At 68.8% G+C, this 16,080-nt stretch carries 8 protein-coding genes and 2 pseudogenes; 5 read left to right on the plus strand and 5 right to left on the minus strand.

Annotation, left to right across the window (positions count from 1 at the left end; translation table 11 throughout):
• Window positions 1-137: 137 nt before the first annotated feature.
• The 4 genes from RV983_RS01235 to RV983_RS01250 form a co-directional block, all read right to left on the minus strand.
• A complete protein-coding gene (locus RV983_RS01235; protein WP_475983876.1) occupies window positions 138-362 on the minus strand; it encodes a response regulator transcription factor in 225 nt (74 codons plus the stop codon).
• 65 nt (window positions 363-427) lie between these two features.
• On the minus strand, window positions 428-631 hold the full coding sequence (locus RV983_RS01240; RefSeq protein WP_475983877.1) for a hypothetical protein: 204 nt from the start codon (window positions 629-631) through the stop codon (window positions 428-430).
• A gap of 1,312 nt (window positions 632-1,943) precedes the next feature.
• Window positions 1,944-3,143: a helix-turn-helix transcriptional regulator gene (locus RV983_RS01245; RefSeq protein WP_475983878.1), complete on the minus strand. Its 1,200-nt coding sequence runs from the start codon at window positions 3,141-3,143 to the stop codon at window positions 1,944-1,946.
• A gap of 1,524 nt (window positions 3,144-4,667) precedes the next feature.
• Window positions 4,668-8,378 (minus strand): S8 family peptidase, encoded by a 3,711-nt coding sequence (locus RV983_RS01250; RefSeq protein ID WP_475983879.1) that lies wholly within the window; start codon window positions 8,376-8,378, stop codon window positions 4,668-4,670.
• 1,266 nt (window positions 8,379-9,644) lie between these two features.
• Here RV983_RS01250 and RV983_RS01255 point away from each other — a divergent pair.
• Both RV983_RS01255 and RV983_RS01260 read left to right on the plus strand, forming a co-directional pair.
• Window positions 9,645-9,776 (plus strand): annotated as a pseudogene (locus RV983_RS01255) (IS5 family transposase); the annotation flags it as partial.
• A gap of 258 nt (window positions 9,777-10,034) precedes the next feature.
• Window positions 10,035-10,547 carry a winged helix-turn-helix transcriptional regulator gene (locus RV983_RS01260; RefSeq protein ID WP_475983880.1) on the plus strand — a complete coding sequence of 171 codons (513 nt, stop codon included), beginning with the start codon at window positions 10,035-10,037 and terminating at the stop codon, window positions 10,545-10,547.
• 776 nt (window positions 10,548-11,323) lie between these two features.
• Here RV983_RS01260 and RV983_RS01265 read toward each other — a convergent pair.
• Window positions 11,324-11,896, minus strand: coding sequence for a TetR/AcrR family transcriptional regulator (locus RV983_RS01265; protein WP_475983881.1), 573 nt, complete (start codon window positions 11,894-11,896; stop codon window positions 11,324-11,326).
• An 825-nt stretch (window positions 11,897-12,721) separates the two neighbouring features.
• Between RV983_RS01265 and RV983_RS01270 the strand changes: the two genes are divergently transcribed.
• From RV983_RS01270 to RV983_RS01280, 3 genes and pseudogenes are all read left to right on the plus strand, one after another.
• Entirely contained in the window at window positions 12,722-13,795 is a 1,074-nt protein-coding gene (locus tag RV983_RS01270) for a PP2C family protein-serine/threonine phosphatase (RefSeq protein WP_475983882.1), read from the plus strand.
• 62 nt (window positions 13,796-13,857) lie between these two features.
• Window positions 13,858-15,456 carry a SpoIIE family protein phosphatase gene (locus RV983_RS01275; RefSeq protein WP_475983883.1) on the plus strand — a complete coding sequence of 533 codons (1,599 nt, stop codon included), beginning with the start codon at window positions 13,858-13,860 and terminating at the stop codon, window positions 15,454-15,456.
• Between the two features lie 330 nt (window positions 15,457-15,786).
• Window positions 15,787-15,978: pseudogene (locus RV983_RS01280) on the plus strand (hypothetical protein); the annotation flags it as partial.
• Window positions 15,979-16,080 lie beyond the last annotated feature (102 nt).

Below are 16,080 nucleotides of genomic sequence, written 5' to 3' on the forward strand. Positions count from 1 at the left end.
CGCGCCACCGTCCGGCCCGCTCCGGTGCCCGGAGTGGGCGCGAGCGGGCCGAGAATAGTGAAAGGGGTCCGCCGGCATGGCCGGCTGACCCCCCATGGCCGACGGGAAGGGAAGCCGGCTGCCGGCTGCCCTTCCCGTCATCGGTCCATGCCTGCTTCTGCCGCTGTGGCCTGATAGATACCCAATTGCATCGCCAGGACCACCAGCTGAGAACGGTTGGTGACTCCAGCCTTGCGCCGGAGTCTACGAATGTGGGCGTCCACGGTGTGCGGGCTGATCCCCATCTCGCGCGCGATGGTCTGATAGGTCAGACCCTCGCACAACATCACGAGGATCTCTCGCTCTCTAGGAGTGGGGAACATGTGCGCCGGACATTTGCGGCGTCATGGACAGCCCTGATCGAACTGCCGGAAACACTCTTGTCCCGCTACCCGTTCGACCCGCTGCGCACCCGGCCGCCCCAAGAACTGTCATACGTGCAGAACTCGGAGCACGCCTGCACGGTCACGAAAGCCTCGGCGTGCCTGTGCGGCACGCCAGGACGCTCGGCGGTCGCCGACTGCCCGGACAGGCATGCGGCGGCGACCGCAGCCACGGCCACCGCGAGCCCTGCCACCTTGCGACCAGTCATGGAAGTTCCTCCTCTGCACCGGCGCGTGCCACCTCAACCCGCGCCCCCGCGACAAGAATGGCAACGCCGAAACACCGATCACCAGGGCCGCACCGCCTCATCAAACTGTTTGGCACCAGGTAGACCAGTGAACAAAACAACCTAGAAAGGATACGACGAAAGGATGCCACAAGGGATTAACCTGCTCGACCGCAAGACGATGCCTTTGGCACATACACCATTCAAGGATCGCACGGGCAGCAGAAGGCCTTGACCCTGGATCCCGAACACGGGTTATGCGACTTTGACCAGCGTAGCGCGACCGCGACCGCCTTGAACTGCGGCGGATAGTTCTTCATGACCACGAGATGTCCGTTCTCGGATCCTCGGGATCCAGCGTCTCGTGTGTCCAGGATCCGGGGTCAAGGCCCAGATTCTCGTGACTTGCACATGCCGAAAAGCCGGACGATGATCATCGGCACGCACCGTCACTGGAATCCCTCGACCCCGCCGGCCCTCGGCCTTCGAGCCGCACCGCGTCCAGTGGAGCTTTGACGTCAATCTGCGCTTTGCCATCGACATCCCGGACGGTTGCACCAGACTTTCAGCCGATGGAACAGCGGGAGCGGAAGGAAGTGAAGTGACTGTACTTCGACTGCGCCGGCAAGCGGCAAGGACGGGACCCACCGCCCCCGGCCACTCGCTGATCCGATGGACAGGCCCTGCGGCGAGGGCGACGAAAGCCATCACAAGGGCGGCGTCCCCTTCCACCGGATGACGGCGGCAGCGGCCTGCAATCGTCGCGCTGAGCACCGCGCCGGCCCGATCCGTCCACGGGGAGGCGGACCGCCGGTACGACACCCCTGCCGCCCTGTGCGCGGGGATCCAACGATGAAGGGAGTCCGGTGGAGACCACCGACCCAGCGCTGCACTGCCAGGAAGTCGCCGCGTTCGCATCGGTCTTCCTGGGCCGAGCACCCGGCGTCGTGTGGCCGGAGCACGACCACCCGGCGTGCGGTCCCCTCGCCGATGAGGCAGATCGGGAACTGCTGGCAGAAGGTCTCGCCGATCTCCTCGGAAGGCCCGTACGAACCGTCCGCAGTGAACAGGCTCCTCTGAGCGTTCGGGCCGCCCGAGCGCCCTGCGACACCCTGGTCCATCAAACCTCGGGCAGCGGACACTGGACCCTGTTGCCCGACCCCGGAGAACGCCGGCAACGGGAGGAAGCACCGCGGATCGAGGGCCCCGTCCGATTCCGGATCCGCACGACGGAGGTCCTGTACATCCCGCCGAACTACTCGTGGGTCATTCAGCCGGTCCTACAGCCCTCGACCTACCTCTTCACCTTCATCGGCGACCGTCCGTCGGTGACGGAGCCCACCGCGGAATGACACACCGGTCCGTGGCCCACTGCACTGAGCGGTGTCCCGGGAACCGGTGCCACGGCGCCGGAAACCTGGTCGCATGCCGGGCATCCGTCCAACGGCCGTGTCGGCCGGCTCTCGTCCGCGTCCCCTTGGTCGCGGTCGCCCTGGCCGGCAGCCGCGGGCTTCGCGAGTCCGTGGGTTGCCGCGGCCACGCCCGCCTGGAAGCGGCTCGTCGCCTTCAGCTGTTCCATGATGTCGGCGATGTGCCGCCGCGCGGTGCGCAGGGACATGCCAAGGCGACGGGCTATCGTCTCGTCCTTGTGCCCCTCAGCCATCAGACGGACGATCGTCTCGTGTATCTCGCGCGAGACTTGCTCAAGGCCCTGGCTCGCAGCGTCCGCGAACGGCGTGCCCCGCTCCCAGGCCTCCTCGAAGACGTTGCACAGGTAAGCCACCGTCGAGGGCTCCCTCAGGATGACCGCGCCCCAGGACTGATCCTGTACGGGAATGAATGCGGTGCCCCGGTCGAAGACGATGATACGCCCGAAGAGTTCATGAAGGGTTCGGTACTGCGCTCCCAGCGCCGACGCGGCCGCCACATAGGCCTGACTGGGCCCGTTGAACCGGGCGGTGTGGTGATAGAGCGTACGAATGGACACACCCCGGTCCAGGAGCGCGGCATCGCGCTGCATCGCCTCGGACATGGCTTCCGGCTTACGCGATCCCCCGCCCGGCTGACAGGTGATCATCTCGAACCGACACAGCGTCGCTTCGCGGTTCAGGGCAGCCCGCACCTCGTTCAGACTCCCAAGGACCTCCAGCCCTTGGGACGAACTACTTCTTTCCGCATAAAGAGGAGCGAAATGGGCCAGCTCTTCCTGAATTTCCAGGATGCGGCGCTCCTCCTCTCGCACACGCGACGCGATCGGCCCCGTCAGCTTCGCGATGGCGACAGCAGGATCCACCGCGAACCCAGTGGCCGGGTCACCGTCGGTCCGCACCACCAGGCCGGCGGCACACAGCCGTTCGAGGCTTTCCTCCAGCTCCGCATTGGCCAACTTGAGTTCCTGCTGCATTAACACCACGTCAACATGACGGTTCTTCAGGATCCATGCGTAGACAGTCAGGTTGGTTTCGGCCGCCTCGCCGTGCATCGGGAGGATCACAGTCGCCTTCCAAGAGTTGCCCTACCCATGACATCCAAAGTATTTCGTCCGATAATCGAGCAAGCCACGGTGGAACCCCTCGGGCCACCTACAAAATAGAGGATCTGATTGGCGGAAGCAACGAATACCACTCCGTAGCACATTGAATGACCGCGCCACAGCGGGTGCCGTACAACCGAATTGCGGCTTGTTGTCCCAGTTCCATGGAACCTCGACGCCAACCCGCCTCGGCTCACGTCCGCGACTCCCTTGACCCCGATCTTTCGTGAGGGTCTGTCCACGGAGTCGGCGGGCCGTTCAGGCATTCGGGGCGGGTGGTGAGCATGCGGATGGCCCGACTGTCGTGCCGGGCGAGCGCCGGGTCGAACGCAGCAACAATCGCCCTGCGTAGCGTGCCGTGCACATGTGATAGCCGACCGGGTGATCGCAGACTGTCAAATGGCAGCGTCCCGGAACCCCTTCGATGGGTCCGGGCCGCTACGCCGCTACGCTGCTGCGCCGTGGCGCGGGTCAGGCGAGGCGGAAGCCCTCGAGCCGGTTGCCGGCGCCTACACGGCCCGTGGGCCGCTCACCCGGGAACTCCTTGAGGTCGAGGCGAACAGCGGCCGCCCTTCATCGGCCGGGGGCGGGAACGGGCCGGACCGCGTGCGGTGTTGATGGCGCGGTGGACTTCTTGTATCGCCCGAGCGGCCGATTACCCGACCGCGCTGTCGTCATCGGCCGTGCGGGGTGCGGCGGTGGGGTTGGTCGCGTCGTTCCCCGAGGCGGGGCTCTCAAGGAGGACGTCGACGAAGGGAGCCACCCGGCCTGCCGCAGACTCGGCACGGTCCTGCGCCTGGGCGCGGGTCTGCCGCCGTACGAGGATCCGGTCGTTGTCCGGTCCGGTCCTCTCGCACGTGCACTGCAGGGCCTGAACGTTCCAGACAAGCCGTCATCCACCCGGGAACCAGCGGGGCGAGGGGCCGGTGGCGTGGACCTCGACGGCCGAATCGCGGGCGGCGAAGCCACACATCTCTCCGGATCGTGTTCGTGCGTGCACAACCCCCGGTAGCCGACGATGACAGCGACGCCGGACTGTCCGGACCCCGCCCGTCCGGGGTGTGCCGGCGGCCTCCAGAGGAGCCGGCCGGCCTCCCGCATGCGGACGCCGCCGTGGAGCCCCCTGGCGGCAGGCGACCTGCCGGCGATGGGCGAGGGCGGCCTCACGCGGAGTGCCCCACTCGCGCCGCTGTCGCCGCCGGTGCGGGATCTCTCCCCCGTATCCATCCACGTCGACGTCCGGCCACGGCTCGAGGCCGGCTTTCAGGGAGGTCCCTGCTGTCCAGGCCGCCGCGGACGCGTACGTCCGGAGGTGCCCGGAACGGTCGCGGACCGTCGGCACGGTGCCGCGGAAGGAGTGGGCCCTGTCGCCCGAGGTCGGAACCGGGCCGGATGCGAGGAGCAGGGCGCAGACGTCACCGGAACACAGGAAGCGGCCGGTGCCCACGCCCCTGACGGGCTGTGGGCACCGGCCGCTCGCGGGTGCTACTTCAGGCCGAAGGCCCGGGTGACGGTCTGGGTGACGCCGCCGCCGTTGTGCTGCTTGGCGGTGACACGGACGGACACGTAACCCGCCCGGGCCGGCGCGTGGAGCTGCGCCTGCCAGGTGCCCTTGTTCGCCTTCAGGTCCTGCGGCTTCCAGGAGGCACCGTCGTCATAGGACACCTCGAGCTTGACCGAGGAGACCGCGTCCTTGGCGGCGTCACTGCCGAGGACGACGGGCTTGACGGAGAAGTCCGACGTGCGCTTCGCCCGCCCCTCGAGGTCCACCGCCGTGTCGTAGTCGAGCTGGACCAGCGGGATGGCCTGGCCGTCCGCGGTGCCGGAGAAAAAACTCCATTCGGTGTGCGTGGTGCTGGAATAGGGGGTGACGTCGGCGTTCCCCTGCGTGTCGACCACGAGCCGGTAGGGGAGCTTCTGCGAGGCCAGGTCGCCCACTCCGTAGTCGGGGAACGGCCCGCCCTGCAGCAGCTGCTTGTCCCCCTGATAGAGGGCGAAGTCCCGCGACATCGCGGAGCCGCCACCGCTGTGGGCGGATCCTCCGTCACCGAAGGCCATCAACATTCCCCCGATGGCGTCGCCGAATCGGTAGGGCAGATCGAAGCTGAGCATGCGCGGCCGGATGAGGGGGCCGAACCAGTGCTCGCTCTGCACGCTGCCCGGCCGGTAGCTGACGATGTCGGTGAAGGTCGACAAGCCGTCGGCCACGCCGGCGTACTGCTGCCATTTCACGCCGTCGCCGGCGGACACCCAGTCGGTGCGGGGGCCCGGTGCGACCGGCTCCCTCGGGAACTGCGGCACGCGCGTCATCCCGGGCTGATAAGCGTAGGGGTAGGCCGCCGGCCAGTACTCGTACGCCGGGCTGTCCTCCCGGCTTTCCAGTATCCGCTTGCCGGTGGGCGAGGCGAAGACGTTGTCGATGCGGGCGAGGCTGCCGGGGTCCGTCGCCGCGGACGGGTCGTCCGGTATGCCGCCGCGGTGGTAGTCGGCCAGGTCGTACAGGTACTTCGGCGAGGGATGGGCCTCGACCTTCAGCTGGGTCTTCCCCGGGGACGTGATCTTCTTGATCAGGTCCGCGCCCTCGTCGACGGTGAGCGAGGCGACCGGGATCCGCCCGGCCGTCCAGCCGTCCGGGTCCCCGTACCAGTCGCTCAGGCGGCCGTCGCCGTTGTTGACCACCAGGAGCATCGCCGCACCGGCGGCGCGCGCCGCCGCCGCCTGGTCGCCCGGGGTCACCCAGGCGTCGGCGCGGACGACCACGGCCTTGCCGCGGGCGGACAGGCCTGCGTAGTCGGCGGCCCTGCCGGTGCCTGCGAAGGCGGCCTCGACGTGGGAGGTGCCGTCCTGGAACGGGGCGGAGCCCGGCTGCACCAGCACGGTGTCGGCGAGGCTGCGCCCACCGTAGGTGATCTTCAGCGGGGTCTGTTTGGCCCGGATCCGGGTGGTGAAGACGAAGCTGCCCTTCTTCACCTTGCCCTTGGTCGGAAGCGCCCACAGGCTGTCGTACTCGAGCGGGGTCATGATGATCTCGTGCAGCGCCTGTGCGTCACTGGCCGTGGGCTCGCTGGAGGTGAACGAGCGGTACAGGTCGATCCTGCTGGTGGTCACGGCCGTGGGCTTGGGCGTGTTCACCTTGACCTGGCGGATGCGCGACGCATCCAGTTCCACTTCCCGGTTGCCCTTGAGGTCCACCTCAGGCGCGGTCAGGACGGCGTAGCCCAGGGAGTGCGGACCGTTGCGGCCTTCGACGTCCATCGTGGAGACGACGGTGTAGGAACCGGGGGCCCAGCGGCTGGTGAGCTTGCCGTCCGGGGCCCACATGTAGGTGGTCTTCCCGTCGACGCCGGTGATCTCGACCTCGCCGCTGACGGGCTTGCCGGCCTTGTCCTTCAGACGGACCGTCAGGTCGTACTTCTCGGACTCGACGGACATTCCCACGGCCGTGTGCACCGCTCCGGCCGCGGAACGCGCGGTGACCTGGGCGGCGTACGTACCCGCCGCGAGCCTTGTCGGGGCCGCGACGAGCTCGACGGTCGAGGTTCCGCGGGCCGGGACCGTGACGCGGTCGGCGGCCAGGGTGAACGCCCCGGCGGGCGAGGCACCGCGGTCCATCGTGAGCCGCAACGTGACGGCACTGTCGCCGGTGTTGGTGTAAGTGATACTCCGCTTGACCGGATCGTGCTTCTGGTCCTTGGTCCAGCGCACGAGCCCCACGTCCACGGACCCGGTCGCGATGACCTGGTCCTTCAGGTAGGCGGCGGCGACGTCCAGGCGACCGGTGCCCGCCTGGTAGGGGGTGTAGGCGGGGGTCGGCGCGCTGGTGCTCATCAGCGCGTCCTTGATCTGCCGACCCGTCCACTTCGGGTGCTTCTGGGCCAGCAGGACCGCCGCTCCGGCAACGTGGGGCGCCGCCATGGAGGTACCGCTCTCGGTACGGTAGTAGCCCTCCGCCCCCTTCACCTGCTGGGAACTCGCCGCAAGAACGTCCACGCCCGGCGCGGTCAGGTCGGGCTTGAGGCCGTCGTCCTTCAGCCGCGGCCCGATGCTGGAGAACGGGGCGAGGACGTCGGAGGAGTCCACCGCGCCGACAGTGAGCGCGGCGTCCGCGGTGCCCGGCGCGCTGACGGTGTAAGGAGTGATACCCGAATCACCCGAATTGCCCGCGGCGATGACGAACAGCGCGCCCGTCTCGGCGGTCAGCTTGTTCACGGCCTGGCTCACCGGATCGTCCTGGGTGTGCCACGCCCCCGTGCCCAGGCTCATGTTGATCACCTTGGCGTGCTCGGTCCGCGTCGCCCACTCCATGCCGGCGATGATCCCCGAGTTGTAACCCGAGTTGTCGTCCCCGAGGACCTTGCCCACGATCAGGTCTGCGCCGGGGGCGACTCCCCGCTCCTTCCCTCCGGAGGCGGCGCCGGTACCGGCGACGGTGGAGGCCGTGTGGGTGCCGTGGCCGTTGCGGTCGATGACCTCCTGGCCCTCGACGAAACTGCGGGTCGCCACAATGCGGTTGACCAGATCCGGGTGGGTGGTGTCCACGCCGGTGTCCAGAACGGCGACTCGGACGCCGGCGCCCGTGCCACCAGCCTTCCACGCCTCAGGCGTGCCGATCTGCGCGTTGCTCTCCGCCATGGTCCCCTTCGCCTTGGCGTCGAGCCACACCTCGTCGACACCGGCGGCGAACGCGGGACCGTCCGCATCGTCGGCGCTTCCGGCGGTCCGTGCCGCCGATCGCTCGGCGTCGTGCCCAGCGGTGTCGGTGAGCGCCGACCAGAAGGCGGCGGCCTTCGACCGCTGGGCCTTGACGGCGCTTCCGTTGACGGACGGCAGGTCCAGGGTGGCCTTCGCTCCCGGCAGGGCCGTACCGGACGGCAGCGCGTCCTCGGCCGCAGCGCTCTTGCGCGCGGCCGAACCCTCGGACCGAGTGATGATCAAGGGCAACGCGCCCGTGCGCGCGTCGTCATAGCCCTGCTTCACCAGCTGCGTGATGTTGAACAGCTGCTTGTCCAGCCGGCCGGTCGCGATGTAGGGCAGGGCCTCATCGGGATACACGTAGGCGTCGCCGTTCTCGACGGTGACACGCACCGAGCCCTTGGCCCCCGGCGCGCGCTGGACGTCGTCCACCGAAACCGCACCGCCGGGCTCCTGCGTGGCCTTCACCTTGTCACCGGTGATCAGCGTGACGGCGACCGGCACGCGCTGCGCGCCGCCTTGTCCGGCCGGAGCGGCATGCAAGGGTAGGGAAGGCGTGGCGCTGGACGCTCCTGGAGAAATTATCAGACCGGCAACAACAGCCGCGGCAAGGGACACCGCACTTCTTCGGGGAAATGGAACTCGCAACAAGCCCTCCATGGTCAGTGTTCGAGCGAATCTGACCATCGACGGCAAGGATATGTAAAGTCATTGAACTTTTGGCTGACAGTCGATAGCCTACGAGGCTTTCTGGGCCCCCTCACCAAAGGGCCGACGACGGCCGCTACCGGACGGCGGTCGCGACACCCCCGACGGGTCGACTCACCGGCGCTCTGCGGCACATGGGCCTCACGGCTGTCCGAAGGAGCAGTAAGCGGAGGCCGCCCAGAAGGACGGTCCGGTCGTTCTGTGAGCCGCGAACGGAAGGTGTTGTGACTCGCTTTGGGGAGATGTGAGCATTCCGATACGTCACCATATCGGTAGCCGCTCGCATTTCCCCGACCCTTTTACACAGGCGAAACTTCACGGTGTCCTCACCGTCACGCGATACCTGTTGCATCAGGGGCTGGAAACAACGCGCAACCGCCACCGCCTCGAAGATTTCGCTCCGCTGGGGCGCCCGTTCCGTGCAGTCCCTCACCCTGCGCCAACGGTGCTTCCCCGGAGCCCGCCTGTTCGTCTGCGGCCCGTGCAGCACCAGCCGGCGGGGCGCCGCAGCCGCTTGCTGGTCCTGCGGGAAGCCCGCGACCGGACAGTTCCTGCGCACGGCCGGCGCACGGCCGGCGCCCACCGCCGCCTCCGCCAGGTCGTCACGCCCATCGACACGCGGCGGCGCCGGCTGCTTCGGCTACTTCGGCTACTTCGGCTACTTCGGCACAGGATGGCGGCCACGCGGTGACCGCCATCCACGACCCGCCCCCCGGTGCGCTCGTCGACGACGATCTCCCGCAGCAGCTGATGGCCGAGAGGAACACACAGAGGCTGCCGGAGTACCGGCCCGTCGCCGCACCGTCGACCGTCCCGATCTCCGCAGCCCACGCCGCCCGGGACCTGGCCGTGTTGAAGGACGAGGCACACCGCCGGCTGCCCTCGTCGTGCAAGCGCCTCCCGCCGCCGCCCAGCGGCCGACAACCGGTGTCGCCCGGCACAAAGCCCGGCACGGCGCTGTCGCCGTCACAGTCGCGGCCCCGATCGCGCGGTGCATCGCCACGGAGCAGCCGTTCGTCCTCAGCCGTGCCTGGCGGGTGACCTGGCGCGGCCTGCTACTGAAAAGCACGGCATGCTGTCGAGTGCGGGATCAGCCGCCTCAAGCAGCACCGCGCTGTGGCGACCCGATTCGACAAGCTCGCCTGCCGTTTCGAGGCGACTGTTCTGGTCGCCGCGATCCAGCAGTGGCCGTGAACACCGGCCCCTGGCTGGGCCGTGCCATGCTGACAGCGGATCCGGCAGCACGCGCGTGGGGAGAGCTTCGGTGGCCGCCAGGTACTACTGCGCCGACAGCGAGACCGGCGATCACGTCGACGATCCGTCCGAAGACGCCCTGCCACCCGCCGCGAGCACGACGTCAGCGTCGAGACCAGCATTGACCGCATCGCGGGCGACCTCATCAAATGGCTGGCCGCCCGCAGCTTCAAGCGCTTCAGGGATCTGCGAGCCGGGATGCCCAAGGCCAGCCAGAATGTGCTGAGCCAGCGCCTCAAGGAGCTGGAAGCGGACGGCGTCGTGCGCCGCGTGGAGCTCGGCCCGCCGGTGAGCACGCAAGCCTACGAGCTCACGGATCGGGGACGACAGCTGGAACCCGCGCTGATCGCGCTGGCCCGTTGGGGCGCGGACGTCGCCGCGGCGCCTGGTGTCGACAGGAGCACCGACTCCTTCATGCTGCTGCTCAAGGCGCTCCATCTCCCCCGGAAGGAAGACGAACCGACGCTGGTCCGTCTGCTTATCGACGCGGATTCCTTCGACGTCCAGGTGGACGCCGCGTCGGTCAGGGTTACCCGAGGAAGCCGCACACCGGTGGAGGTATCTGTCCGAGGCGATGTCCAGACATTGTGGAGCCTGATTTTCACCGAGCTGACCCTTGCCTCGGCCGTCGATGCCGGCGTTCTGGAAGTGACCGGAGACCACGCCGCAGCACAACGGTTCTTCACGCTCTTCGGCATGCCGTCATCATGACCGGCGACCGGGGCCAGGAAGCGCATCCTCCCGCGTCGCGCTCACCGGCGCCCCGGTAGCGGTGGGCAACGGCTCGTCCCGTCCAGCCCGCTGACCGTACGGCCGCCCGTCACGCCCTATGCGTCCGAGTCAGCCGCCCGGCGGGGGGACGGTGATCGCACACGGCGAGGTTGTCCGTCCGCACGCGCGACCCGGCGGGGGCCGCGCGTCTGTCAACGCGGGCCGACGTGCCGTTGCTCGCACAGCGCGACGCGGCTCAGCAGGGCCACGCGTCGCACGCGCGGCGCCGTCTGCGCTGCCCGGGGCACGTCGTGGCCCACGCGGGGAAGACGAGGATGATCAGTGAGAAGAGTTTTCCGGGCGATCCTGCTCGCTCTGCTGCGCTTCGGTGCGTCGGCCGTATGCTCCCCCAGGCTCGATGCGGCCCGTGCGCCCCGCGCCCCGGATTCCGCCCACACGACCGAGGCGATCAGGCGTCGGCCGGCCTTCGGCGGACGACCATGCGACACCGCGCACCCGCCCGGACCAGCCGGCGGCCGTCCGCGTCCCGCACCCCGACAGCCCCGTCAACGACATCACCACCACCAATCGATCACCTGGCAACAGTGGCGGTGACGGCCACAGACTGGCACCGCCGGGGCGGGTCGGCGGGCAATTCAGCCAGTCCGGTACGCCGAACGAGCGGAGCGCGAGGTCGGCGGCAAGAGGGCACCCGCCATCGCGGCGCACTGTTCGGGGCGTCAGGCGGGTCAGGACACCGAGGTGTCGCACAATCGTCAGTCGGTTGCCGGCTGACGATTGTCGGCAGTCTTCGCCACCGCTGCGTGCACGGCCTGAAGGATCTGTTCCGACAAAGGCGTGCCTGCGGTGGCGCGGGCAAGGAGGATGCCGCCGACGAGGCTGGCATAGGCTGCGAGGCCGGCGTCCCCGGGCGCGATCCACCCTGCGAGCTCCTGAACCCCCTTGGCGTAGGTTTCCCTGTGCTCGGGCTCACGCGCGACGTCGCCCGCGAAACCGGCTGCGGGGCAGCCGTTGCCAGGGTTGTCGCGATGTTCGATGGAGAAGTAGGACTCGAGCAGCGAATCCCATGCCGCCTGATGCTCCCCGGCCGCTTGGTCCAGGGCCACGAGGTCCTGCAAGTTGTCGGCGAAGGCCTTGGCGGCTGCTTCTTCGACAAGCGCAGCTTTAGACGCGAACTGCTTGTAGAACCCACCCTGGGTAAGTCCGATCGACTTCATCACATCGGCGATGCCGACCTTGGCCACACCGTTCTCACGGAACAGTCGAGAGGCCGCGGCCACCACTCTCTCTCGATTGATCTTTGCTTCTGCTTGCGAGACGCGACTCATCTTTCACCTTCCGTAATGTCGGCCAGCCCCGACACGTCGCGGGCTGTCATGACGCCCAGCGGGCCGGCACCCGGACTTCTAAGATTATGCCCGGCGTCTATCGGCTGCCGTAGATGCCCGTCGGCCTCACGTCAGTCATGCCCGCACGCTCGACGGACCCTGCACGGCGATGGTCGGAAGGGAAGTCGCGCCTGCTGTACCGGGTCGCACGGAGGGGGCAGCGGCGCTTGACGTACCGACCCGCACGTCGCACAGTGGAATCGCTTATCGGTAAAGGAATTCCACGAAGCGGAAATGTGGAGGGCAGCGGAGCCGTGATCCACACCCAGCCGCGCATATATCGACGACGTCACAGCACCGGCATGAAGCCTCACAGGGTCTCCCCGCCTCGGGGACACACGACAGTCGACCCGTTATGGCTCCGCATTCCGTGGTGACCGGCAGAAGCCCTTGAGAGTCACTGCCCGGGCCGTCTCCCAGGCCGGACGACCACCGGTTCAAGCGCTGTCCGCCGGACCGCAGGACGCCGCCCCGCCAAGAAGGCCGGTCGCTGGAGTCGCACCGCATCCGGCGGACTCATCGAGCCTCAGCTCACTCTTCCAGACCGCGATGGCACGAAAGCCGCGCATGCTGACACTACCCAGCCCTGCCAGGCGAATCCGATCACTCCCTCGACTCGTGATGCGGCGCTTCTCACTCACCCTCGTCACCAAGCGCGCGACCGGTGACGGAGCCCGCCTGCTCCCGGCGTTTGCCCTCGACGGCCCCCAGCGGCCGAGGGCCCATGGCCGTCGCGCCGGGCCCTTGGGGATGCGCGGCCAGGCTGTGCCTCCGCTCCTGCTGATCGCGGCCATCACCTTGGGCGCGTCGTTCGCCCCCCTGGCGGTTCACCTGTCCCCGCTGCTCGTGGCGGCCCCCACGTGCACGGGAACGTTCGCACGAACACGCTTCACGGCCGCCGTCGCGCTCGTAGCAGCAGCGGCCGTGCTCGTCGTGGACCGGCACGACGGCTTGTTCCACTCACCGCTGCTGCCCATTCACATCGGGGCAGTACTCACGGTGTCCGCCTTCGTCATCGCCTCCCGGGCGGTGCATGACCGCGACCTGAGAGAACTCGCCCAAGTGCGGGCTGTCTCCGCAGCAGCCCAACGCGTACTCCTGCGGCCGATCCCCCCGGATCTGGGTCCCTTCCGCGTCGCCTCGTTGTACCGCGCCGCAGCGGCACACGCAGTGGTGGGCGGTGATCTGTACGCAGCCGCCCGCACCGGCCACACCACACGCCTCCTTATCGGAGACGTCCGCGGAAAGGGCCTTCCGGCCATCGACGACGCCTCCGCCGTCCTCGGCGCTTTCCGGGAGGCAGCCCATCAGCACCGCACACTCCCGGAGCTTGCGGCCTCCCTGGAACGCAGCGTTCGCAGGCACCTGAGCGAGCTGGCCAACAGTGCCCCCGACCCCAGCGAGCGGTTCATCACGGCCCTGCTGGTCGAACTCCCCGACGACGAAGAGATCGTCAGGATGGTCAGCTGCGGCCACCCGCCGCCTCTGCTGCGCCAGGACAGTCAGGTGACCGTGCTGCCCATCGCCCGGCCTGCCCCGCCGCTGGGGCTCGCGGCAGAGAATCCCCACGCCTTCTGCCTCGACACCGTCGCCTTCGGCCCCGGAGACACGCTGCTCCTCTACACCGACGGCCTGGCAGAGGCCCGCGACCCCGCCGGCGACTTCTTCCCCGTCCTCGACCGTGCCGAGAGATGGACCTGGGACTGCCCCAGCCGCCTCGTCCAGCACGTCAGCCGCGATGTGGACGGACACACGGGCCGAAACCTCCAGGACGACCTGGCCCTTGTGGCTGTCCATCACCCAGCGCGCCCCGTCCGCGCCGGAGAAACGCCGGCGTGAACATCCACAGTCCGAAGATCCACACAACTACGCAAAGACCCCCGGCCCTTGCGTCACAAGCGATGCGCATCGTCTCGCAGGCACTGCGCACCACACCGGAAAGGACAGTGACGAGGATGGCCACGCCCAGACTCCTCCTGCTCCGGCACCCGAGTGCACTGCTCGCCGTCTATCTGGCCGCGGCCTGCGCACTGCAACTGAAGGCCTCCGCAGTGGGCCTGGTCCCCTGGTCGGACTACTCGGTGCTGGCGCCCCTGATGGCGGCAGCCCTGCTGCCCATCAGACAGACCTTGGTCGTGGGAGCCGCCACGCTGGCAGCCAGTGTGGCCATCTACGGTTTCGCGATCCCAGACGTTTCGGAGGGCGGCCGGGCGGTCGTCATCACCGCGGCCCTCCTGTCCCTTGGTATGAGCATGGTCATCAGCCGAGTCCGCCTTCGCCAGAAGGCGAGGTGCATCTTCGCCGCACCTCCCAGAAGCCGTGAGGGGATGGGCCGCCTCGCCTCTGCACCGAGTCGGGCCACCGGCGACTGCTGCGCCCCTCTGCCGGCGGGTGGGCATTCGCCCGGGCGCTTGCCGCAACCCGCCGCGGTGGAGCTCTCATACTGTCTGGCTGATGACGGAAGGCCGCAGGCGCAGTGGCTGGACGCGATCCCCCTGTCCGGAGTCCGGGTGGCGCTGGTCGCCGGCAGCGTGACCGAGGACGGAGAACCGGCCCCCACCCTGGTGCCCGAACTCCGCGCCGCGGTACGGACGCTGGCGGACATCGACGTGCAACCGGAAGAGGTGCTCACCCATCTTCAGGACATCCTCCACCGGTTGCGGCCGGACGACGGTACGCATGACGTTTCTGCAAGCTGCCTGTACGCCGTCTACGACCCCGTCACCGCAGACTGCGCCCTCGCCTGCGCCGGCCACCCCGCCCCCACCGTCGTCACCCCCGATGGCGTGATCACTGCCGTCGACCTTCCGGCTGGAGTACCGCTTGGTCGCGCGCGAGCGAATATCGAGACCGCCGACATCCGGCTCGGCAAAGGCAGCGTGCTCCTGCTGCACACGCACGCCGCTGAGCCAACCGATCGGGAGCCAAGGGCCGATGGGCTCAAGTCGCCCGGACAACATGTCGAGCCGGAGTCCTCGCTCACAGATATCTGCCGTACTGCTTTGGAGGCCCTCGCGACAGCGGGAGGGTACCGCCAACTGCACGTGCTCGCCGCCCGTACCCGCACGCTCGACGGCACCACCGTGGCGGCCTGGAGCCTCCCGGCCGACCCGGCGGCCGTCTCTGTCGCGCGAAAACATGTCACGGCCAAACTGAGGGCATGGGGCTTGGACGAGGACACCCCCACCACCGTCCTCATCGTCAGCGAGCTGGTCACCAACGCCATCCGCCATGCCCAGCCACCGGTACGTCTCCGCCTGATCCGCTGCGACGCGGGCCTGACCTGCGAAGTCACCGACGGCAGCACCACCACCCCGCACCTACGCCGCGCCCGCACCCTCGACGAGAGCGGCCGGGGACTGTTCATCGTCGCCCAGTTGACCCAGCGTTGGGGCACCCGCCATCACTCGCAGGGCAAGACCATCTGGGCCGAGCATTCCCATCAAGCCGACCACCCCGAAGGGGATGGGCAGGGCCTGCGGGCCGGGCTGCGCGCGTGATGGCCGCACTGACCGATGAAGAGCCCGACGCGAGGTGGCGTCCAGATGGGCAAAGAGACAGTTTCCGGCGTCGTCGACTGGGGCGGCCCCACCCGCGGGTGCTGCCTTCTCGGCGAAGACCTTGTGCCGGGGATGTTCTCGGCGGCGAGGGCGTCGGGCCGGCTGTCGAGTTCCTGGCCGAGGGTCGAGGGTCGAGGGTCGAGGGCCGAACGGCGCGCGGAGCCGATGCGGATGGTGGCAGTCGGGGCGTCGGGGTCGACCGGGGCCGAGGGTGGGGGGCCGGCCCGCCGCGGCTGTCCGGGGCCGCGGGCGGCCGGGGTGGGCACCGGGCTGATCGACCTGGACAGCGCACAGGCCGCCGAGGCCGCCCGGATCCTCGACGCCCGTCGTGTCGTCCCGGCTCACCACGACAGCTGGGCCCACTTCACCGAGGGCCGCCAGGACCGTGGCGACACCGCCACTCCTACAGGGCATGGCTCGTCCGGCCAGATCGGTGGTTCGTCCGTCCCCACGCACATCTGAAGCGCTCTCCGACGCAAGGCGAACAACAAACCGCCGCAGCAAGTGCTGCTTGGCTCGCGATGCTGTCGCCCGACGATGCCGTGGCAGCCCCACTGCATACGG

The organism is Streptomyces sp. RLA123, assembly GCF_056270165.1.

What these genes read in the sequence shown, in the direction of transcription:
- RV983_RS01235 (WP_475983876.1), bottom strand. Translation starts at nt 362, where the DNA reads ATGTTCCCCACTCCTAGAGAGCGAGAGATCCTCGTGATGTTGTGCGAG.
- RV983_RS01240 (WP_475983877.1), bottom strand. Translation starts at nt 631, where the DNA reads ATGACTGGTCGCAAGGTGGCAGGGCTCGCGGTGGCCGTGGCTGCGGTC.
- RV983_RS01260 (WP_475983880.1), top strand. Translation starts at nt 10,035, where the DNA reads ATGCCCAAGGCCAGCCAGAATGTGCTGAGCCAGCGCCTCAAGGAGCTG.
- RV983_RS01265 (WP_475983881.1), bottom strand. Translation starts at nt 11,896, where the DNA reads ATGAGTCGCGTCTCGCAAGCAGAAGCAAAGATCAATCGAGAGAGAGTG.
- RV983_RS01275 (WP_475983883.1), top strand. Translation starts at nt 13,858, where the DNA reads ATGCGCATCGTCTCGCAGGCACTGCGCACCACACCGGAAAGGACAGTG.